Origin of the sequence: Akkermansia muciniphila, assembly GCF_900184965.1 — a bacterium.
GTDB lineage: Bacteria > Verrucomicrobiota > Verrucomicrobiia > Verrucomicrobiales > Akkermansiaceae > Akkermansia > Akkermansia muciniphila_A.
This window is the reverse complement of the sequence record NZ_FXYA01000213.1, coordinates 218,728-238,819: the sequence shown is the minus strand read 5'-3', so window position 1 is coordinate 238,819 and position 20,092 is coordinate 218,728. Positions and strand designations below refer to the sequence as shown.

Sequence of the window (20,092 nt, the reverse complement as noted above, 5' to 3'; positions counted from 1 at the left end):
GTGGCCGGGGGGAACGATGATGCGGACGGTATTTCCCTGCGGGGTGGCGTTGATGATGCCGGGCACGGCGGCCAGCCTGCTCTGGAACTGGCGCGCATGCAGCCCTTCCGGCGTGCGCACCGTGACGCACATGCTTTCCGCACGGGCGATGACGTCGGAGGGCGGAGCGTCCATAAGCAGGCGCCCTTCATACATGATGAGGGTTCTGTTGCAGTAGGCGGATTCGTCCATGTAGGAGGTGCTGACCAGCACACCCACGCCTTCCTCTCCTGAGAATTGCTTCAGGATGCTCCACAGTTCCCGCCGGGAAAGCGGATCCACGCCCACGGTGGGTTCGTCCAGCAGGATAAGAGGCGGGGAGGAGACCAGGGAACAGCACAGGCCCAGTTTTTGTTTCATGCCGCCGGAGAGCTTTCCCGCAAGCCGCGTGGTGAAGCGTTCCAGGCTGGTCATGGAGAGCAGGCTGCGGAAGCGTTTTTCCCTGTCCTGTTCGTAAACGCCGTGCATGCGGGCGTAAAGCTCCATGTTTTCCCGGACGGTAAGGTCTTCATAAAGTCCGAATTTCTGCGGCATGTAGCCTATGGAGGCCTGGATGTCCCTGCTTTTTCTCACGGAGTCCAGATTCAGAACGGAGATGGAGCCGCCATGCGGTTTCATCAATCCCGTGATGAGGCGGATCAGGGTGGTTTTTCCCGCGCCGTCCGGACCCAGCAGCCCTACGATTTCCCCGGCGGACAGACGGAAGGAAACATCGTCCACCGCCGCAAAGGGAACGCCGGCGGAGTCCGGAAATATTTTCCGGACGTTCCGGCAGTCAATCAGGGGCTGGGATTCCGTGGTCATGGCCTGGGCTGTTCCGGGGGCTGCGTTCCGGCGTTCTGATCCAGGGGGATGATGACGGTGGCGGGGGCTCCCAGGCGCAGCCGGTTGTCCGGATCGTCCACAATGATGCGCACTTCATAGACCAGAGCCGTTCTGAGGTCCGGCGTTTCCACGTTTTTAGGAGTGAATTCCGCTACGGAGGAGATAAACCCCACCGTCCCTTTGAAGCTGGTGTCCGGGAAGCTGTCATTGCGCACGGTGGCGGAAAAGCCTGGCTTTACTTTGCCGAGCTGGGATTCCGTGAGGTAGGCCCGCACCCATTTGGTATGGTTCAGGGAGATGTTGTAAACGGGTTTCTGGGGGGAGGCCATGTCCCCCTTTTCCAGAATGCGGTTGCGCACCACGCCATTGCCGGGGGCGTAGAGCACGGCGTCTTTCAGGTTCTGCTCCCTGATGGTCAGGCTGGCCCTGGCCTGGTTGTACTGGGCCAGAGCCTGGGCGACGTCTTCCTCACGGGACCCGGCCAGCAGCAGTTCCAGCTGTTTTCTGGCTACATCCAGATTGGCGGCGGCCACTTGCCGGGAGGCGATGGCGTCGTCCGCCTCCTGGCGGGAGATGGATTTGGTTTCTGCCAGCGCTTCCAGCCTTTTGCTGCGCATTCCGGCGTTGTTCAGCGTAGCTTCCGCGGCCTGCACGTTCGCCCTTGCCTGGGCTATTTCTTCCGCGCGCGGGCCGTTTTTAACGCGCAGGTAGTTTTGGCGGGCGGCTTCCGCTATCTGCCGGGCTTCATCCACTGCCTGCCGGAGCCGCACCGTTTCCAGCGTGGCGAGTTTCTGGCCGGGAACAACCGTGTCTCCTTCGTCCGCCAGCACGGAATCAATACGTTCGGAGATGAGGAAAGCCAGATCCACCTGGCGCAGGTCCACATTGCCGTAAAGAACGGCTTTGTCTTCAGGCCCGGACGGAGTTTCCCGGCAGATGAACCAGGCGGCCGTTCCTGCCGCCGCAAGAAGAACCAGGAGGAGAACCAGCTTTTTCATGATTTTATTTATACGTGTGTATAAATCCGCCGCAAGCAAAAAAGAAGTTCGCATGACGGGGAAGGAATTAGCGATTTACTAACGGGGGGAGAACAGGCATAATCCGGCGTCTTTTACTTTTCCCATTATTCGTTATGATGACCGCCACCGAAATACGCCAAAGCTTTCTGGACTTTTTCCGCGAAAAACAGCACACGGTCGTGCCCTCCGCTTCTTTGATGCCTCAGAGCCCCGGTTTGTTGTTCACAAATGCCGGCATGAATCAGTTTGTTCCGTATTTCCTGGGCGTATGGACTCCCCCGTGGACGCCCGCCCGCGCTACGGATACCCAGAAGTGCATCCGCGCCGGCGGAAAGCACAATGATCTGGAGGATGTGGGGTATGACTCCTACCACCACACGTTTTTTGAAATGCTGGGGAACTGGTCTTTCGGGGATTATTTCAAGAAGGAAGCTATCCGGTGGGCCTGGGAGCTGGTCGTGGAGCGGTGGGGATTTCCGGCGGAACGCCTGTACGCCACCGTGTACGCGCCGGACAAGAGCAAGGGCGACCCCGGAGAGTTTGACCGGGAAGCCTGGGATTTCTGGGCTGAGCTGTTCCGTTCCCGCGGGCTGGACCCGGACGTGCATATCGTGCACGGGAATGTGAAGGATAATTTCTGGATGATGGGGGAAACCGGCCCCTGCGGCCCCTGTTCCGAGCTGCACGTGGACCTGACTCCGGAGGGGAATACGAAGGGAAGCCTGGTAAACAAGGATTCCGACCAGTGCATAGAAATCTGGAATCTGGTGTTTATCCAGTACAATGCGGAGAGCGACGGCTCCATGCGCAACCTCCCGGCGTGCCATGTGGATACCGGCATGGGTTTTGAACGCGCGTGCTCCATCATGCAGTGCACGAACGGGTTCAAGGATTTTTCCCGCAAACCTTCCAATTACGCCACGGATGTATTCCGCCCCCTGTTTGACCGCCTGGAAGTTTTGAGCGGGCGGAAGTACGCGGACGTGTATCCGGCGCCCGGTTCCAAGAAGGTGGATGCGGAGGACGGGACCCTTCAGGAGGCGATTGCCTTCCGCGTGATTGCCGATCATCTGCGCACGCTCAGTTTTTCCATTGCGGACGGCATTCTGCCGGGCAACAATGGACGTAATTACGTGCTGCGCCGCATTCTGCGCCGTGCCGTGCGCTATGGGCGCCGCCTGGGCTTTACCCAGCCGTTTTTGGCGGAACTGGTGGATACGCTGGTGGAGTCCTTCGGGCAGGTGTTCCCGGAACTGGCCGCCCGCGCCGCTACCGTGAAGGAGGTGTTGAACCGTGAAGAAGCCAGTTTTAATGAGACGCTGGACCGCGGCCTGGAATTGTTTGACGCGGAAACGGCTTCCGCCGGAAAGGTGAGCGGCGAGTTCGCCTTCAAGCTGTATGATACGTACGGGTTCCCCATTGACCTGACCGCCCTGCTGGCGGAGGAACGCGGCCTGGATATTGATATGGAGCGGTTCAACAGGCTGATGGAGGAACAGCGGGAACGCGCCCGGGCCGCCCGCAAGAGCGAGGTGGTGCGCGCCCTGGATTTGAAGACGGACGCCGTGACGGAGTTTACGGGGTACGATGTGGACGAATGCGCCGCTACGGTGCTGGAAGTAAGCCGCCAGGGGGATTCCCTGTTCATCATCACGGACAAGACTCCGTTTTACGCGGAAATGGGCGGGCAGGTGTCCGATGCCGGGTTGATTGAAATCGGCGGGGACAGCTACCATGTGATGGCCGTCCAGCAGATTGGGAATGCCCGCGCCCATGTGGTGGAGGCGCGCCCCGGGCTGGACGTGAAGCCCGGCGACCGCGTGCATTTGAGCATTGACGCGGAACGCCGCCGCCGCATTGAGGCGCATCACACCGCCACCCATCTTCTTCACTGCGCCCTGCATCAGGTGGTCAGCCCGGATGCGGCCCAGCAGGGGTCTTTTGTCTCGGAAGACCGGCTGCGCTTTGACTTTAACAGCAGCGCCGTTTCTCCGGACCAGCTCCGCCTGATTGAAGAGAAGGTGAACGGCTGGGTTGAGGAGTCTCTTCCCGTGCATTGCACGGAACGCGCTTATGCGGACGTGAAGGGCAATGCCGCGATTGCCCAGTTCTTCGGCGACAAGTACGGGGATGTGGTGCGCGTGGTCCAGGTGGGCGGATGCAGGGATGGGCTGGACGGCGTTTCCATGGAATTCTGCGGTGGAACCCATATTTCCAATACGAAGAATATCGGCCTGTTCAAGATTAAGAGCGAGGGGGCTATCGCTTCCGGCGTGCGCCGCATTGAGGCGATGACGGGGGACGCAGCTCTGGAGATGATACGGCAGCATGTTGTCGCCAAGAGCCTGGAAATCGCCAAGGCGGTAGAGAAGATCAAGGAAGTCAATTACGAGTTGGCGGACATGGGGCTGGAACAGGTGACCGTCCCCACGATTGAAGGCAAGCCGGGGCTGACGGCCCTGGGGGCTTCCGATATCCGGACGGTAAATGACTCCCTGGCGCGTTTCGACGCCTCCGTGGAGCATTTCAAACAGACGGCGCTGGATGCGGAGAAGAAGCTTAAAAAAGCCCGCGCCGGGCAGTCCGCCGCCAAGGCAGACGCCCTGCTGAATGAGTGGCTTTCCGATGCCCCCTCTTCCCTGATCCAGGTGGCGGAGGGCGCCGGGGAATTGCTTCAGGAGCTGCTGAACGGACTGAAAAAGCGCCAGTATGCGGGCGCCGCCTTCCTGCTGTGCGTGGACAGTTCTTCCTTGCTCCTGGGCGCTTATTGTGGCAAAGATGCCATTGCGGACGGTTTGTCCGCCGGAGACATGATCCGCGAGGTGGCCGCTCTTGCCGGAGGCAAGGGAGGCGGCCGTGCGGACCAGGCCCGCGGTTCCGCTCCGCAGGATGCCGATCCACAGGCCCTGGCTGCCGCCGCCCGCAATATTATTAACGGATAAGCGCCCCTTACCTGGGCCCTATCGGACACCAATCATGGACAAGAAGATTTTTCCGGACGAACCTGAGATTCCCATTTTGCCTAATTTGTTTACGGCAGGGAATCTGGTGTGCGGTTTTTTCGCCATTCTGACGATTTTTGAGGGAATCAACCAGGCGGACAGCGACGCTGTGGCCGCTTTTTCCTGTTATCAGAATGCCACTTTTCTGATCTTCGCGGCGTGTTTGTTTGACTTGTTTGACGGCCGCATTGCCCGCATGCGCGGGCAGGACGGCCCGTTCGGGCGGGAATTCGATTCACTGGCGGATATTGTCTCCTTCGGCATCGCTCCGGCGTTGCTGGTGGCCAAGGCCGTTCTGTTCCAGCTGTCCCCGCCGGAGGTGGGCTGGGGCATCGGCATTCTGTACCTGCTGTGCGCCGCGTTGCGCCTGGCGCGGTTTAACTGCATGGCGGCCGCTCCCCGGAAGGAAGGCCAGAGCAGCGATTTTGTGGGGCTGCCTGTTCCGATGGCGGCGGGAGCCGTGGTCTCCACCATGTACCTGGTGATGTATCTGGCCGGCAGGGCGCCGGACGGGGCCATGGACCTGGGCGTCTTCAAGTACGTGATTGCGCTGGCAATGGCGGGAGTCTCCATTCTGATGATGAGCCGGGTGATTTATCCCAGCTTCAAGCATATCAACATGCGCACACGGGGGACGATGTACGCGATTGTGTTCATCGTGCTGGCGGTCATCTGCATTTTCAAATTCCCGTGGGTGATGCCCGCAGTCATTTTTTCCATTTATCTGCTTTACGGGCTGGTGCGGCCCTGGGTGGCCCGCCGCTGGCGGAACAGGCTGGAAGCCCGTGATGGAGAATAAGAAAGCCTGTAGAAAACTGTTCCTTCCTTTTCTTTGAACAGACTACGCTGCGCCGGATTGAAACCGGCCGTGCCCCTGAGTCCGTTTTTTAAGGGAGGGGCGGAATAGCCCCTAAGGACCGGAGCTTACTTGTTTTTCTTCTTGAAGTCGTCCGCAAAGGGGTCTTTTTCCGGGGCGGTGGGCACGGCGTGCGTTTCAATGTCCTTGGTGCTCTTGACCAGCGTGATGCATACGGGTTTGCTGCGGTTGCCCATGGCGTCGTAAGTGTAAAGGAAGCGGCGCACGAGTTCCTTGGTGCGGGAATCGAACATTTGCTCTTCTCTCAGGTTGGCGTTGCCGTCGTAGCCGTAACGCACGAAAAAGAGTTCGTTTTTCTGTCCGTCAAAGATCAGGCAGGAGCGCAATTCTCCAAAAGGCCCTCTTTTGTACAGGGTTACGGAAACAAGAACATTGCGGACGTTGTAAGTGGTTTTTTTCATCCCCTTGCCGTCCCCTGTTTTTTCAAAGTAGCTGCGGGAACCGTCTTCATGCTTGACCATGCGGGAAGAAGCAGTCTGAACATGGAAATCGTCCTGGCCGGCGGCCAGGGCTCCGGACGTCATGAGCATGGGAATGAAGAGAAGCAGGGGCGTTGTTTTCATGGTGAAAAAAGAGTTTCTGACTTATTAAAGTGATGTATAGTGGCTTTGACAAGAACGTAATTAGATGAACTGGCTTGTAAGGAGAGACGTATTGGATGTGGCGCGCGGAGGCGTGTTGATGGGAATTGTGAACGTTACTCCGGATTCCTTTTCCGACGGAGGGCGTTTTTATGCGACGGAACGCGCTGTCTCCCATGCAAAAGAGCTTGAACGGCAGGGGGCCCTGATTCTGGACATTGGGGGGGAGTCCACCAGGCCGGGGGCCGCGGAGGTTTCCGCGGAGGAAGAATTGGGCAGGGTGCTGCCCGTGGTGCGGGAACTCCGTTCGTGCACGGATGCCGTGATTTCCGTGGACACGCGCCATGCCGCCGTAGCGGCGGCTGTGCTGGAAGCGGGTGCGGACGTCATTAATGATATTTCTGGATTGAGGGAGGAGGGGATGGCGGAATTGTGCGCTGAGGCGCGTTGCGGCGTGGTGGCGATGCACATGCAGGGACGGCCTGAAACCATGCAGGACGCTCCTTCTTATGGGGATGTGGTGCGGGAAGTGCGCGGCTATTTTGAGGAACGTTATGATTTTCTGCTGGGGCGGGGCCTGGAACCGGAACAGATTTGCTGGGATCCCGGCATCGGCTTTGGCAAAACGGCGGAACACAATCTGGCCCTGCTGTCCAACATGGACAAGCTTCAGGTGGCAGGACGCCCGGTGCTGCTGGGCCTTTCCCGCAAGCGCATGCTGGGCGCCGTTCTGGGGGATGCGGAGCAGGGCCGCGCGCCGCTGAGCACCGCCGTGATGACGGTGTGGGGGCATTTGCACGGCGCGCAGATTCACCGTGTCCATGACGTGGCGGAATGCGCCCGCGCTCTCCGGTTGATCCGGGCCGCTGAACCGTTTGTCCGCTGATTGAGCCATGGAATCCGCTTCTTCCCGTCCGGTATTGACGTCCCTGGCGTCCATCGCGTTTTCCCTGGCGGTGGTGTTCCTTTTTCTGGCGGTACGGGGGATCTGGCCTTTCGGCGGCCGCTTCCTGGAGTATATGGATAACGGGCAGCTGGTTTATCCTACCTTGAAGTATTATGCCTCCGCCCTGATGTCCGGAGCGTTTGACGGAGCTTTTTTTTATGATGTCAATGGCGGCGCGGGAATCCGGGTGAGCCCTACGCTGCCGCATCAGCTGCTGGTCCCCTCCACCTGGATTGCCGTGGCGATGGGGGATTCCTTCCTGCTGAAGGACATGGTCTGGGTGATGCTGGCGGATGTGGCCTGCATCTGCGTGACGGCTTCCTGGTTCCTGAGACGCGTGTTTCCCTCCCTGCCCGTATGCTGGACCGTGCTGCTGACGGCGGGGTATGCCGTGGGGGGCTTTTTCCAGACCAAGTACGGGTTCATGCAGTTCCTGGACCATGCCGCCATGTTCTCCCTGTTTGCGCTGGGCCTTTACCGTCTGGTGAATGGGGGGAGGGGCTGGCTGTATGCCGCCGGCCTCTTCCTGCTGGCTACCTCCCTGTACAGCGCGTTCATGTCCGTCGTCACCGGCTGGCTGTTCGCGTGGGCCTTTACGCTGCCCCTGAAGGGGACGCGGGAACGCCGCGTGCGCCTGGCCCGCGTGTTCTGGTACACGGCGGCGGTGACGCTGGCCACCTGTTATTACTGGCTGCCGATGGCGGAAATGAGCCGGGATTCCATGCGCTCCCTGTTTATGACGCCGCCCACGTTTTTTGAGTTGTCATGGCCGTTTGACCCTCCCAAATTCCTGGAACGCCTTTACGCCTGCCTGCCGGGGATGTCATTCGCCGCTCTGGCGGCGGTTTATCTGGCTTGCGGGAAGAAGGAGTCCCCTGCGCCGGACAGAGGGAGGCGCCTGTTTATCCTTCTTCTGGCGGTGTCCGTTTTGCCCGCGTTTGTCGAGCCCATCCACCGCGCCGCCCATTTGTGGAGCTACGTGGATTTTCCCGTCCGGTTCGGTTTTATTCCCAATCTGGCGGTAATGTCGTTCTGCGCCTGGATTTTGTCCGGCGGCAGGCTGCCGGGGCCGGCAGGACGGCCGTGGGGGTGGGGATGGAGCCTGGGACTTCCCATAGCGGCTTTTTCCGTTTCCCTGTTTGTCCTGCAGATGACGGCTGCGGATCTTGCGGCGCGTCTTCTGCCGTTGCTGTTTTTTGCATGCGCATGGCTGTGCTGGAGGCATGTGGAAGGCAAAAGGCTGGCGTGGTCCATTGCTGCCGTGATGATGCTGGGGCTGCCCATAGGGGCTGCCGCGTTCTGGAAGCAGGGGGAGGAGGAGAAAGCCTCCGTCCAGGCGCTCAATGCGGAATGGCTGGCGCGCGGCATGAAGGGGTATTCAGGCTTGCTGCGCGTGAAGGACAGGGATCGCCTGATGGTGGAAAACGCGGATTGCCTGGGGCCTGTCCCGGGTATTGGCAATTTCCGGCATACGACGAGCATCGATCATTTCCGTTTTCTGAAAAACCTGGGGTACCGGGATGAATTCACGCGCACATACGGCCAGGGAGGCACTCTGTTTTCCGATTTATTGCTGGGCCATGGTTTTGTGCTGGCGTCCCGGCCCATGGTGGGAATGGAGTGCGTGCTTTCCCGGGAAGGCATGTATTTATACAGGCTTCCGGGCGCCCGCTGGGGTCTGGTGGTTCCCCAGGGCGCGCTGGGGCTGCGTCTGGATGAAAACGCTGATGTGTTCAGCAATCTTAATGCCCTGCATGCCGCGCTCTGCCCATCAGCGGAAGGCCCCCTTTACGTACCCGTAACAATGAGGACGGAGATGAGCGGCCCCTTTTACCGGGCGGGCATTCCGGAATATCCCGGCGCGGTGTACGGGTTCCCGCAGACGGATACGGCGGAACTCCGCGTCAATGGCTGTGCGGTGTCCGTCATGGCGGAGGCGCAGAAGACATCCGGAGGAACGAGCCGCACCTATAACGGGGTATTGGAGTTGAAGCGTGCGGCCGTTGCCGGGGAAACCGTGGTGGAGGGAAGAATGCTGCGGGTTGTGGAGTCTCCTCTTCTGGCGGCTGCGGCGCGTACGCCGGAGCAGGATGTTCCGGTTCTGGGGAAAGAGCAGGATAAGTACGGGCTGGAGGCGAAAGGAAGAGGTGGCCATGTGGAGGTGGAGCTGACTGCCGGAAAAGGGGAGGCTCTCATGGTTCCGCTCGTGTATGACCGGGGATGGAGGGCCCGGCGGAACGGGATGGAGGCGCCTGTGGAAAAGGTGGGGGAATTGATGGCGGTGCGCCTTCTGGAAGGGCAAAACCGGGTGGTGTTTGATTATTATCCGCCTCTGTTGAAAAGTTCCCTGCTGGTTTCCTCCGGAGCGGCCGTCATCTTCCTGCTGTATGCATGGTGGGCGCGGCGGCATCCGGAATCCACGCTCAGGAGGATTGTTCTGGCCTGCGGATACAGGCTGTTTCAGTGCTGCGCCGCCGTGGTGCTGGCGGCTGTTTATATAGGGTCAATCGTGTTGTTTATCGTGCAGTCCGCGTTGTGAAGGAATCCCCGGAAGTCGGGGAAAGAGGCTGGAGACTTCGTTCGGGGAGAGGTTGAATTGTTATTATTTTTCTGCTTGCGTATTTTCTGAAATAACAGAAAATACAGGTATGGTTTTGGATGATGTGCAGAAAGCCTTTGTGGAACAGTGGGGGGAAATGGGCGCACGGTGGGGCGTCAGCCGTTCGGTAGCGGCCGTTCACGCGTTTTTGTATTTAAGTGAAGGGGCTTTGACTGCCGACGATTTGTGTGAAGCTTTGTCCATGGCTCGTTCCAATGTTTCCACCGCTCTAAAGGAACTGGAGGGATGGGAACTGGTGTTTCGGGAGAGCAAGGTGGGGGACAGGAAGTCTTATTATCGTGTGCAGGCCGACGTATGGGAGATGGCCAGGGCCATCATGAAGGAGCGTAAGAGGCGGGAGGCTGACGGAGCCTTGAGAGCGGTTGGGGAATGTTTGGATAAGGCCCGTCGGGCGCGGAATCCGTTTCAGGTGAAACGTCTGGAGTCCATGCAGGAGATTTTGCAGTTGAGCTGTGCTTTTGCGGATAAAGCGGTGGTATGGCCGTCTTCCCTGATAAAGAAAGCACTGAGAATGGGGGATAAAATTCTTGGCTGGATAGCGGGAAAGTAAAAAGGTTTCGGAAGGATTGGCAAAAAACGGATATTCCAAAATATTTACGAATCTGATATTTCTGTAATTATGGAAAATAGAGAAAATGAAGTAAGGCGGAATGAATGCGGGAGTTCCGATGTGTTTGCCGTGACGGGCATTCTTGGTTACAGCGGCCGTTACATGGCTCGGGAAATAGAAAGGCTCAGTGGCAGAGTGCTGGGGTTGACCAACTCTCCGGATAAACCCAATCCGGACGGCTGGCGGTTGTGTCCTCTGTGCTGGGATGATCCGGATTCTTTGGCGGAAAGCCTGCGCGGGTGCCGTTCCCTGATTAATACGTATTGGGTACGGTTCAATACGCGGTGGTTTTCGCATGCGCAGGCGGTGGAGCGCACGAAGGTGCTGTTTGAGGCGGCCCGGAGAGCTGGAGTGACGAGAATCGTGCATGTGAGCATTACCTGCCCTGATGCCCGCAGCAGCTTGAGTTATTTTCGTGGAAAAGCCGTTCTGGAAAAGGAGCTGGAAGGGCTGGGCGTTCCGTATTCGGTATTGCGTCCGGCAGTATTGTTTGGAGAGGAGCCGGGAGAGGATATTTTGATTAATAACATGGCCTGGGTATTGCGCCATCTTCCTGTAGTAGGCGTTCCCGGAAACGGGAAGTACCGTCTCCAGCCGATTCATGTGCGGGATTTGGCTGCCCTGGCTGTACGGGAAGCATTGCGGGAAGACGGGAAAAACAATGTGGTTGAAGCAGTGGGGCCGGAAACATATACGTTCTATGAATTGTTTTCCATGTTGGGAAGGGTGACGGGATGCAGGCGCCCGGTATTGTCTGTTTCTCCATGGATAGCTTATGCCGCCGCCTGTATCATGGGCATCTTTCATCGCGACGTGATGCTGACCCGGGATGAGATCCGCGGGTTGATGGAGGACAGGCTCCATGTTGAAGGGGTTCCCCCTGCCGGTTCTATCCGGCTTTCCGCATGGGCGGAAAAGCACGCTGCGGAGCTGGGAAAAACCTATGCCTGCGAAATGGCCCGAAGGAAGCGTTCATGACCAGGTTTATGGCGTCGGACGGCCTGATGCCGTTTCTTTCACGGCCGTTGACTTTTTCCATGGTTATTTTCAACACATGGGTTTTCGGCAGCTCCGCAATACGTTGTTTTTCCCGTTTTTCCGGTTGCCGGATTGGCGGGAAAAGGCTTTCCGTTTTGAAGGATGGTTGACAGGGGAATCTGGCGCGGTAGAGTGGTTTCATGCAGTCTTCCTATTGTCCGAGTCCTTATCGATACACGCGCCGCGCAACCCGTGAAGTCATGGTGGGGAATGTGGGGGTGGGCGGGTCCAATCCCATCCGGATTCAGTCCATGCTGACGTCCGATACGCGGGATACGGATGCCTGCGTGAAGGAGGCTTTGGAGTTGGCGGAGGCTGGGTGCGAGATTATCCGCCTGACCGCGCAGACCAGGGCGTATGCCGCCAATTTGGAGAATATTTCCCGGGAATTGCGCGCTGCCGGCTGCCATGTGCCTCTGGTGGCCGATATTCATTTTAAGCCAGATGCCGCGATGGAGGCTGCCAAATGGGTGGAGAAGATTCGTATTAATCCGGGCAATTTCGTTGATAAAAAGAAGTTTGAAGTGCGGGAGTATTCCGACGCCGAATACCGCGAAGAGCTGGACCGCCTGAGGGAGGAATTTACGCCCCTGGTCCTGTTTTGCCGGGAGCATGGCCGCGCGATGCGCATCGGTTCCAACCATGGCTCCCTGTCCGACCGCATTCTGAACCGCTTTGGCGATACGCCGGAGGGGATGGTGGAGAGCGCGATTGAGTTTGCGCAGATTGCCCGCGACCTGAATTACCATTCCCTGGTGTTTTCAATGAAGGCTTCCAACGTCAAGGTGATGGTGGCCGCTTACCGGTTGCTGGTGGAGCGCATGAACGCCCTGGGGCCGGATTGGAATTATCCCATTCATCTGGGGGTGACGGAAGCCGGGGGCGGAGAGGACGGACGCATCAAGAGCGCCGTGGGCATCGGCTCCCTGCTGACGGACGGCATTGGGGATACCCTGCGCGTTTCCCTGACGGAGGACGCTGTGCGGGAGGTGCCCGTGGCTTACCGCCTGACCAATCCTTTCCAACCGTCGGAGCGTTCCGATGACCCGGTTTCCTTCTCTGAACCGGAATTGAGTTATGACCCCCTGAAGTTTTCCAAAAGGCAGGGGGGGCTGGCGATGTGTCATGGCGTGCGCCTGGGCTGGGAGCAGCCTGTGCGCGTGGCGATCCCCGACGCCGGGTTTTACGCCCTGCAGACGGAACGGGAGGCGATGGGGGACATGATGCCTGAATTATCCCTGGGGCAGCTGGATGCCATTGAGGTGGATCCCCGGTGCGATGCCGATCTGGAGCCGTTGAAGGAACTGGCGGAACCGTCCATTGTCACTGTAAAGAACGGGTTGGCTATGGAGCCTGTATATGCGTTCCGCCTTCTGGCTGCCCGTATTGAGGACAGGCACCTGATCCTGCTGAAAGATACGCTGGCGCCCGGTTCCGTTTCCGGGGAAGACGTGCCGCTGACGGCTGCCCGCAATATCGGCTCCTTGCTGTGCGACGGGATTGGAGACGCCGTGCTGATTCAGGGCGAACCAGACCCCCGTTTGGCTTCCTTCCTGGGATTTAATATTTTGCAGGCCACGGGAACGAGGCTGACGCGGGCGGATTACGTTTCCTGCCCGTCCTGCGGACGCACTCTGTACAATATCCAGGAGGCGACGGCCCGCATCCGGAAAGCCACGGAACATTTGAAAGGGGTGAAGATTGCCGTGATGGGGTGTATTGTGAATGGCCCCGGAGAAATGGCGGATGCGGATTTCGGTTATGTGGGCGGCGCGCCGAACAAGATCAACCTGTATGTGAAGCACACCCCTGTGAAGTTCAATATTCCCCAGGAGGAAGCTGTGGAACGGCTGGTAGACCTGATTAAGGAGTATGGGCGGTGGGTGGACCCCAAGTGAGGTTTTAACGTTGAGGGAGGCTTTTTCTGATGCGGAGAGTGTTTATCAGCGGCGGTCACGGCGGTTTGGCGCGGGCCGTCGTGGAATGTTTTTCCGCCGCAGGATGGGAGACGGATGCTCCGGGCCATGCCGTACTGGATGTGGGAGACCGTTCCGCTGTACGCCGCTGGTTTGATTGCCATGCCGCGTATGATTTGGCGGTTTGCGCCGCCGGAATTACCAGGGACAGGCCGTTCCTGAAACAGACGGAGGAGGAGTGGGACGAGGTAATGAACGTGAATGTGACGGGAGCCGCCTGGTGCGGCCGGTGCGCCGCCGCCGCCATGATGCGGGAGAAACGGCAGGGGCAGGTGGTGATGGTCGGCTCTTATGCGGCGCTCCGTCCGGCTCCGTCCCAGGCGGCTTATGCCGCTTCCAAGGCTGCTCTGTCAGGCCTGGTGAAGAGCCTGGCGCGGGAATGGGGAAAGGAGGGGATTCGCGTGAATCTGGTGTTGCCGGGGTTCATGCTGACGGAGATGACGGCCGTGCTGAGGGAGAGCGTGAAAGAGGCGGCTTTGTCCCGGCATGTGTTGAACCGGTTGAATACGCCGGAGCAGGCTGCGGCGTTTATCCTGTTTTTACAGGATGTTCTTACGGCAGCTTCCGGCCAGGTGTTCGATCTGGACAGCAGAATTGTTTAATAATGGACAGCGGATTTATTATCCGCGTTCATTTCTCCCAATAAAATATTTTCAAAAAATTCCTTTTTTAAATAAAAGGGGGCGCCTGCGATGATTCTGAAAACAGGAAATCCCCAGGAACAAGGGTTTTCCGGTCTTCTGGAAAGCATGTAAACATGGAGAAATTTCTCTTTCCGTGTCTGGAATTTCATGTTTCCGGCGGAAACCGGATATCCCTGAACCGTCAGTTTTTTCTTAAATCACTCTTCTTCAATATTAAGGCTTGAACGCGGATAATAAATCCGTAGAAATGTTTCTCCATGAGTTTGCCGCTGGCTGATGATGAAGAGAAAGGAAAGCGTTTTTCCTGTGGTTGTCCGGAATATATTTTCCCGTCCCGGAATTATGGGATAGATGCTTTGCGCATTGTCGCCATGGTGATGGTTTTAATTCTTCATCTTTTGGCCTCCATTGATGTTTTGTCTGTGGAGAATCATGGGACCTCTTCCTATAATGTCGGGTGGCTGCTGGAGACTGCCGCTTATTGCGGGGTGAATTGTTATGCGCTCATTACAGGATATGTGTGCTGCGACGGAACGTTCAGGTATGAACGCGTGGTTTCCTTATGGTTTCAGGTTGTTTTTTATACATGGGGCAGTTTGCTGCTCGCGCTGTTGTTGTTTCCCCACGCGCTTCAATTGAATCATATTCTGAATTCCCTTTTCCCCGTTTTATCCGGTCAATATTGGTATGTGACGGCGTATGTGGGGTTGTTTTTCTTCATTCCGTTTCTTAACGCCCTGGGGAACAGGCTGACCAAATTACAGTTCCAATATCTTCTGGTGACCGTTTTTGTGCTGTTTTCCGTTATTCCCACCCTGCTTCACAGGGATGTGTTTTCGGTGGAAGAAGGGTATACCATCTGGTGGCTGGGCAGCCTTTACATGCTGGGGATGTATATTAAAAAGCATGGTTTGCTGATGGGAATGAAAACGCGTTCTTTATGGATGTTTTATGCCGGATGCGTATGTTTCGCCTGGGGTTTCAGGATGGTTCTTAACGTGGTGTCTCCATACCTGATTGGGCAGGTCAAGGGCGGTGGAATGTTTGTTCACTATAATTCTCCTTTTATTGTAGGAACGGCGGTTGCTCTGCTGCTGATTTTTTCCCGGATGCATTTTTCATCCCGAAGATATGTCTCCTGCGTTTCATGGTTGGCGGCAGCGTCGTTCAGCGTTTATGTGCTGCATTGCAATGCTTTGATAGGAAAGTGGTTTTTATGGGATGTCTTTGAGTGGACTGCGTCTCCTTCCACAGCGCTGATGGTTGTGAAAGTGTTGGCCGCCGCCGCGGTTTACGCTGGATGCGCCCTGGTGGACTCCGTGAGGCGTTATTTGTTCAGGTTGATAAACGTGGAAAGAGGCGCCCGGTCAGTAACGGGCTTTTGCGGAAAGCTGGGGCACGCGTTCCGGCAGATGTACCGCCGGATAAATCCGCGTTCCTGAGGACGTGGAAATGCTCTGTTCCGGCGGTTCCGGGCGGTTTTTGCCCGGAAGCCGGGCTAGTTGTTATGATGGCTTTTGTCCAGGAGGGATTTAAGCCAGGGAATAACCAGGTCTTTTTTGAAGAAGTGGTTGCGAGGGTCCACGTTGACGAGGCGGAAAAAAGCGTCTCTGTCCAGTCCTGCGGGCAAGTGGCTGCCGTTCCAGCGTTGGGCAGGGTCCGCAAACCGGGGCTGGTGGTGGTATTGGAAATGATCCGGCGCTCCGGCCATACGGTAGGCTGCGGAGATGATCCGGAAGTCCCTGTCTAGGCCGCCTTCCGTGCAGATGACGGGGCGCGGGGCGAGAGCCGCCACAATATCCGGGAAGTCGAATTGTTTCCAGAAGCCCGGAATGAGGTGGCGGATGGAGTTGGGCGCGGAGCGCATGCCCCTGCCGTTGGGCATGGTCATGGTTTTGGCGCGTTCCAGCGTGCGGCACAGAAAGTCGTTATATACAAAGGCAAAGATATCCGGATTCAGGATGCCCAGAACCATCATGGGTTCCGTTCCCAGGGAGAAGCCGCTGAGAATAATATGGTTTTTTTGCGCCCAGGGGCGTGTTTTCACCCAATCCAGAACACATTGGTCCGCATAGGAGGCGTAGCCCAGCCAGCTCCAGTCCATTTCCAGCAGGAAACGGGCCAGGTTTTCATAATCGTGAGAAGAACGGCCTGCGGCGCGTTCCGCGTCTCCTTCCTCTCCCGTTCCGGCGTTGTCCACCACAATGGCTGCCCATCCCTGCCTGACATAATGGAACGCCATGGCGTTGTTGCCCGGCTGCTGTACGGGAGGCTGGTCCAGATCCGGCGATGTTTCCCCCGCCAGCTCTTCCTTGGTCTGGTCGGAACCAGGAATGCAGAACAGCACGGGAACCGGATTTTTGTCTGAAGCGTTGTCCGGCAGGAGCGCCAGGAACGGTACGGCGGCTCCCGGGAAGGGATAGGCTTCCCATTTTTCCACCCGGTAGTGTTCTCTTTGCGCGGTTTTTACCAGAACGGGGGCGGGGATATCCGCCTGAAGGGGAAATTTCATCAGTTGTTTCATGGCTTCCCGGAGTTTTTCCCGCCAGGCGGGGAAATCCTTTGGAGCCATATCCGGAGAAAATTCGCATGCCGGACGCAGTTTTTCCAGCATGGTTTGGACGACGCCCCGTGAGGAAACATGCCGCTGGTCGCTCCGGGAGGAATGAAGCACCGCCCAGTCTTCCGCCCGGAATTTTTCACTGGGCGGGGAAAGGGAGAAGGAGGGAAGAGAAAGTGTTGCCAACAGAAGAGAGAAGAAAACGGCGGGCTGAATAGTCATGAAGCCAGATTGCCATAAAAGGAGCTCCCGTTGCAAGGTTGCGGCGGTGGTCTTTTCAGGTTGTTCCTGACGCACCGGAAGCTTGAGTTTTTCCGGGCAGGGCGGTAGTTTTGCCGCCGTCATGATGACGGGGGGTAAGAGTCCTGGAAGCCCGGAACCGCGGGTATGCGGCCTGGGCCTGGCTTCCGGCTTCGGCATGGGGGCAGAAGCCCATCTTGCCGGGGTAAGGGAAGGACGCAGAGTGTTGAAGCCGTTGAGCGAGTTGTGGGGCGAGGGGAATCCCTGGGACGATGTATTAAGCGGATGGATTCCAGACAGGGGGCTGTTATGCAGCCGCAGGAACGGCCCTGCCTCCCAGCTGGCGCTGCTGTTGGCGCGACAGGCCGTGGAGGAAGCCGGATGGGGAAAGGAGGAATTGAGGGACGCCGCCCTGATTGTAGGCAGTTCCCGCGGGAACGCTTCCGGGTGGCTGAGCCCGTGGCCGGGACGGCGGGCCATGAAAATTTTGGCCGTTCCCAATTCCCTGCATAGCGAGCTTGCTTCCTGCGTCAGCATCGAATTAGGAATTTGCGGGCCTTATCACGTCCTGGCGAGCGGCTGTGCCGCCGGCCTGGATGCCGTAGGCATGGCCGCCATGCTGATGCGGCAGGGAATTGTCAAGAGAGCGTTGGCTATCGGTCTGGATTTGCCCTTGTGCCGGGAGCTGCTGGGGACGTACTGGGCCTCCGGCATGCTTTCCCGCAATGGCTTGAATGATCCCTACGGCCCCCTGGCCGACGGCATGTGCATTTCCGAGGGCGGGGCGGCCATAGCCCTGGAGTTGTCTTCGGAACCCGGTATTTATGTGAAGGATTATCTGGTGAATTCCGATGCCTATAGCCCGCTGGGCATGCCGGAGGACGGAAAGAGCATTGCCGCCCTGCTGGAGGATGCTTTGAAAAATTGGGATGGAGAGGTCCCTCTGACCGTTTGTCCCCATGCCAGCGGCACGGCAGGGAATAGCGTGTCCGAACGGGCTGCTCTGAAAAGGGTTTTTAGAAACGGACTGCCGGATTTGAGGATGATGAAGCCGTGGACGGGGCATGCCATTGGAGGCAGCGGAATTCTGGAACTGGCCCTGATGCTGGCCTTTGCCAGAGAGGGGGTATTGCCTCCCAATCCTTCCTGGGTCACCTTCCCGGAAGGCGGCGCCTGTTCTGCGGAGGAACTGCCGTTGGCCGGGGGGCGGATGCTGGTCAAATCCTCCGCTTCCATGGGCGGCCATAATGTGGTGCTGAGTCTGGCCGTGGACGGCTGAATATTGTTGAATATTGAACGCTTATGAAGAATCCTGAACAGTTTTTGTCAGAGTTGCAGTCTGCGGGGCTGCTGCGTGTCCTGCGGGATGTGGAATGCCTGCCCGGAGGGATGGCCCGCCTGGCGGATGGGCGCGAAGTGGTCAATCTGGCGAGCAACGATTATCTGGGGCTGGCCCACCATCCGTCTCTGGCGGAGGCTTTTTCCCGTGCGGTGCGGGATGAAGGGGCCGGGGCCATGGCGTCCCGCCTGGTGACGGGGACGCGGCGGGCGCATTCCCGTCTGGAAGAGGCCCTGGCCGCTCTGAAGGGAACTGAGGCGGCGGTCAGCTTTTCTTCCGGTTATGCTACCTCCCTGGGAGTGATTACTTCTATTGCGGACCGGGAGGATACGGTGCTGATGGACAAGTTGTCCCATGCCAGCCTGATTGACGGGGCGCGTTTGTCCGGGGCGCGTTTGTCTACCTTCCTTCATAATGATATGGAGTCATTAAGGAAAAAACTGCAACATTTGCGGAACGCGAATCCTTTCGGAGGGATTCTGATAGTGACTGAATCCGTTTTCAGCATGGATGGAGACCGTGCCCCTCTCCGGGAAATCGTGCGTCTGAAGGATGAATTCGGCGCGTTGCTGCTGGTGGATGAAGCTCACGGATTCGGCGTGTTGGGAGAACACGGGGCAGGACTGGCGGAAGAGCTGGGCGTTTCCTCCCGGATAGATTTTCAAATGGGGACTTTAAGCAAGGCCGCCGGAGTAAGCGGCGGATATGTGGCCTGTTCCCGCGCCTGGGCGGATGTCATGGTTAATTCCGCCCGGTCCCTGATTTATTCCACGGCTCCGCCCCCCGCTCTGGCCGCTGCCGCCCTGGCCGCGGTGGAAGTGATCCGCAGCGGGGAGGGAAAGGAATTGCGCCGCCGTGTTTCCGTGCTGGCGAATGTTTTGTCCGCCGCCCTGGGGATGCCGGGAAGGCCTGTTTCTTCCATTTTCCCTGTTGTCGCGGGAGAGAACGAGGCTGCCCTGGCTGCGGCGGACGCTCTGCTGGAACAGGGATTTCTGGCTCCCGCCATCCGTTATCCCACGGTTCCCCGTGGAACGGCCCGGTTGCGCATTACGGTGACGGCGGCTCATCACTCCGGTTGGATACGTCGGCTGGGGCAAATATTGGAGGAGCTGCCGCACGGAGAATAGGATTGTCAGCTGGAAAATCATGAAAGCGTTGTCTTCCCTTTCCCTGCATTTGGTCCTGAGCCTGTTTTTCCTGCCGATGATCATGGTATATGCCGTGACAGGCCTATTGTATATGGGTGGCGCGGATCAGCATTTTACCTCCCACGTGGAAGTGTATGAATTAAGTTCCGGAGATGAGCCTCCCTATGCGGATTCCTGCCGGGAACTGGAGCGTCTGGGCGTGAAATTACCGGAAGGAAAGGTCAGGCCGTTTAAGGGGAATTACATTCTGGGTTTGGTAACAGGTACGCATGTGCTGTTTCTAAGAACGGAAAATTCCCTCAGGGCTGAGGTGGTGGAGCCTGGCATTTACCCCAATCTGTTGCTGGTTCATAAGGGGAAGGCGGGGTGGTGGTTTTCCGCGCTGGGATATGGCTCGGCCATTTCCCTGATCCTGTTGTATATTTCCGGCATTCTTCTGATGTGGAGGAACAGAAAGAAACGGAAATTGATGCTGGTCAGCGTCGTTTTGGGGACATCTGCCGTCGTGGCGGGGTATCTGATGTTCTTTACTATGGGATGACATCCTGATGTCCCGAATGGCAGAGCTTGCCTCTTGACAGGAAAGTTTTTCTCCTTGTAATGAGAAAGAATGAAGGTTCCCAAAGGA

Annotated in this window: 16 protein-coding genes; 12 read left to right on the top strand and 4 right to left on the bottom strand. The window is 57.8% G+C overall.

Annotation, left to right across the window (positions count from 1 at the left end; all coding sequences use genetic code 11):
* Both CI070_RS09885 and CI070_RS09880 read right to left on the bottom strand, forming a co-directional pair.
* Positions 1-843 (bottom strand): ABC transporter ATP-binding protein (locus CI070_RS09885; RefSeq protein ID WP_143245500.1); only part of this gene is annotated, 843 nt, incomplete at its 3' end.
* Positions 840-1,862, bottom strand: a complete 1,023-nt coding sequence (locus CI070_RS09880) for an efflux RND transporter periplasmic adaptor subunit (RefSeq protein ID WP_094135395.1) — start codon at positions 1,860-1,862, stop codon at positions 840-842. The genes CI070_RS09880 and CI070_RS09885, both read right to left, overlap by 4 nt.
* Positions 1,863-1,996: 134 nt before the next feature.
* On the opposite strand from CI070_RS09880, the gene alaS reads away from it, so the two are divergent.
* Together alaS and pssA are read left to right on the top strand one after the other, a co-directional pair.
* Positions 1,997-4,825 carry an alanine--tRNA ligase gene (alaS, locus tag CI070_RS09875; protein ID WP_094135394.1) on the top strand — a complete coding sequence of 943 codons (2,829 nt, stop codon included), beginning with the start codon at positions 1,997-1,999 and terminating at the stop codon, positions 4,823-4,825.
* A gap of 34 nt (positions 4,826-4,859) precedes the next feature.
* Positions 4,860-5,684, top strand: coding sequence for a CDP-diacylglycerol--serine O-phosphatidyltransferase (pssA, locus tag CI070_RS09870; RefSeq protein WP_094135393.1), 825 nt, complete (start codon positions 4,860-4,862; stop codon positions 5,682-5,684).
* A gap of 125 nt (positions 5,685-5,809) precedes the next feature.
* Here pssA and CI070_RS09865 read toward each other — a convergent pair whose 3' ends face one another.
* Positions 5,810-6,325, bottom strand: coding sequence for a hypothetical protein (locus CI070_RS09865; protein WP_094135392.1), 516 nt, complete (start codon positions 6,323-6,325; stop codon positions 5,810-5,812).
* A 64-nt stretch (positions 6,326-6,389) separates the two neighbouring features.
* On the opposite strand from CI070_RS09865, the gene folP reads away from it, so the two are divergent.
* The 7 genes from folP to CI070_RS09830 all read left to right on the top strand — a co-directional run bounded on the left by folP (position 6,390) and on the right by CI070_RS09830 (position 15,619).
* Positions 6,390-7,229 (top strand): dihydropteroate synthase, encoded by an 840-nt coding sequence (gene folP, locus CI070_RS09860; RefSeq protein ID WP_094135391.1) that lies wholly within the window; start codon positions 6,390-6,392, stop codon positions 7,227-7,229.
* Positions 7,230-7,236: 7 nt separating this feature from the next.
* On the top strand, positions 7,237-9,828 hold the full coding sequence (locus tag CI070_RS09855; protein ID WP_094135390.1) for a YfhO family protein: 2,592 nt from the start codon (positions 7,237-7,239) through the stop codon (positions 9,826-9,828).
* Positions 9,829-9,937: 109 nt separating this feature from the next.
* Positions 9,938-10,459, top strand: a complete 522-nt coding sequence (locus tag CI070_RS09850) for a GbsR/MarR family transcriptional regulator (RefSeq protein WP_094135389.1) — start codon at positions 9,938-9,940, stop codon at positions 10,457-10,459.
* 69 nt (positions 10,460-10,528) lie between these two features.
* A complete protein-coding gene (locus tag CI070_RS09845; RefSeq protein WP_094135388.1) occupies positions 10,529-11,497 on the top strand; it encodes an NAD-dependent epimerase/dehydratase family protein in 969 nt (322 codons plus the stop codon).
* 200 nt (positions 11,498-11,697) lie between these two features.
* A complete protein-coding gene (gene ispG / locus CI070_RS09840) occupies positions 11,698-13,455 on the top strand; it encodes a (E)-4-hydroxy-3-methylbut-2-enyl-diphosphate synthase (protein ID WP_094135387.1) in 1,758 nt (585 codons plus the stop codon).
* An 80-nt stretch (positions 13,456-13,535) separates the two neighbouring features.
* Complete coding sequence (locus tag CI070_RS09835) at positions 13,536-14,135, top strand: SDR family NAD(P)-dependent oxidoreductase (protein ID WP_218824896.1); 600 nt, start codon at positions 13,536-13,538, stop codon at positions 14,133-14,135.
* Positions 14,136-14,434: 299 nt separating this feature from the next.
* Positions 14,435-15,619 (top strand): acyltransferase, encoded by a 1,185-nt coding sequence (locus CI070_RS09830; protein ID WP_094135385.1) that lies wholly within the window; start codon positions 14,435-14,437, stop codon positions 15,617-15,619.
* Positions 15,620-15,675: 56 nt separating this feature from the next.
* Here the strand turns inward: CI070_RS09830 and CI070_RS09825 are convergent, their stop codons facing one another.
* Positions 15,676-16,959: an alpha/beta hydrolase family protein gene (locus tag CI070_RS09825; protein WP_094135404.1), complete on the bottom strand. Its 1,284-nt coding sequence runs from the start codon at positions 16,957-16,959 to the stop codon at positions 15,676-15,678.
* Between the two features lie 121 nt (positions 16,960-17,080).
* On the opposite strand from CI070_RS09825, the gene CI070_RS09820 reads away from it, so the two are divergent.
* From CI070_RS09820 to CI070_RS09810, 3 genes are read left to right on the top strand one after another with little or no spacing between them, the layout of a single operon-like run.
* Positions 17,081-18,256 (top strand): beta-ketoacyl synthase N-terminal-like domain-containing protein, encoded by a 1,176-nt coding sequence (locus CI070_RS09820; RefSeq protein WP_094135384.1) that lies wholly within the window; start codon positions 17,081-17,083, stop codon positions 18,254-18,256.
* Positions 18,257-18,279: 23 nt separating this feature from the next.
* Positions 18,280-19,443: an aminotransferase class I/II-fold pyridoxal phosphate-dependent enzyme gene (locus CI070_RS09815; RefSeq protein ID WP_094135383.1), complete on the top strand. Its 1,164-nt coding sequence runs from the start codon at positions 18,280-18,282 to the stop codon at positions 19,441-19,443.
* 19 nt (positions 19,444-19,462) lie between these two features.
* Positions 19,463-20,005 (top strand): hypothetical protein, encoded by a 543-nt coding sequence (locus tag CI070_RS09810; protein ID WP_094135382.1) that lies wholly within the window; start codon positions 19,463-19,465, stop codon positions 20,003-20,005.
* The last annotated feature ends 87 nt before the right edge of the window (positions 20,006-20,092 follow it).

What these genes read in the sequence shown, in the direction of transcription:
- CI070_RS09880 (WP_094135395.1), bottom strand. Translation starts at nt 1,862, where the DNA reads ATGAAAAAGCTGGTTCTCCTCCTGGTTCTTCTTGCGGCGGCAGGAACG.
- alaS (WP_094135394.1), top strand. Translation starts at nt 1,997, where the DNA reads ATGATGACCGCCACCGAAATACGCCAAAGCTTTCTGGACTTTTTCCGC.
- pssA (WP_094135393.1), top strand. Translation starts at nt 4,860, where the DNA reads ATGGACAAGAAGATTTTTCCGGACGAACCTGAGATTCCCATTTTGCCT.
- CI070_RS09865 (WP_094135392.1), bottom strand. Translation starts at nt 6,325, where the DNA reads ATGAAAACAACGCCCCTGCTTCTCTTCATTCCCATGCTCATGACGTCC.
- folP (WP_094135391.1), top strand. Translation starts at nt 6,390, where the DNA reads ATGAACTGGCTTGTAAGGAGAGACGTATTGGATGTGGCGCGCGGAGGC.
- CI070_RS09855 (WP_094135390.1), top strand. Translation starts at nt 7,237, where the DNA reads ATGGAATCCGCTTCTTCCCGTCCGGTATTGACGTCCCTGGCGTCCATC.
- CI070_RS09850 (WP_094135389.1), top strand. Translation starts at nt 9,938, where the DNA reads ATGGTTTTGGATGATGTGCAGAAAGCCTTTGTGGAACAGTGGGGGGAA.
- CI070_RS09845 (WP_094135388.1), top strand. Translation starts at nt 10,529, where the DNA reads ATGGAAAATAGAGAAAATGAAGTAAGGCGGAATGAATGCGGGAGTTCC.
- ispG (WP_094135387.1), top strand. Translation starts at nt 11,698, where the DNA reads ATGCAGTCTTCCTATTGTCCGAGTCCTTATCGATACACGCGCCGCGCA.
- CI070_RS09830 (WP_094135385.1), top strand. Translation starts at nt 14,435, where the DNA reads ATGAGTTTGCCGCTGGCTGATGATGAAGAGAAAGGAAAGCGTTTTTCC.
- CI070_RS09825 (WP_094135404.1), bottom strand. Translation starts at nt 16,959, where the DNA reads ATGACTATTCAGCCCGCCGTTTTCTTCTCTCTTCTGTTGGCAACACTT.
- CI070_RS09820 (WP_094135384.1), top strand. Translation starts at nt 17,081, where the DNA reads ATGATGACGGGGGGTAAGAGTCCTGGAAGCCCGGAACCGCGGGTATGC.
- CI070_RS09815 (WP_094135383.1), top strand. Translation starts at nt 18,280, where the DNA reads ATGAAGAATCCTGAACAGTTTTTGTCAGAGTTGCAGTCTGCGGGGCTG.
- CI070_RS09810 (WP_094135382.1), top strand. Translation starts at nt 19,463, where the DNA reads ATGAAAGCGTTGTCTTCCCTTTCCCTGCATTTGGTCCTGAGCCTGTTT.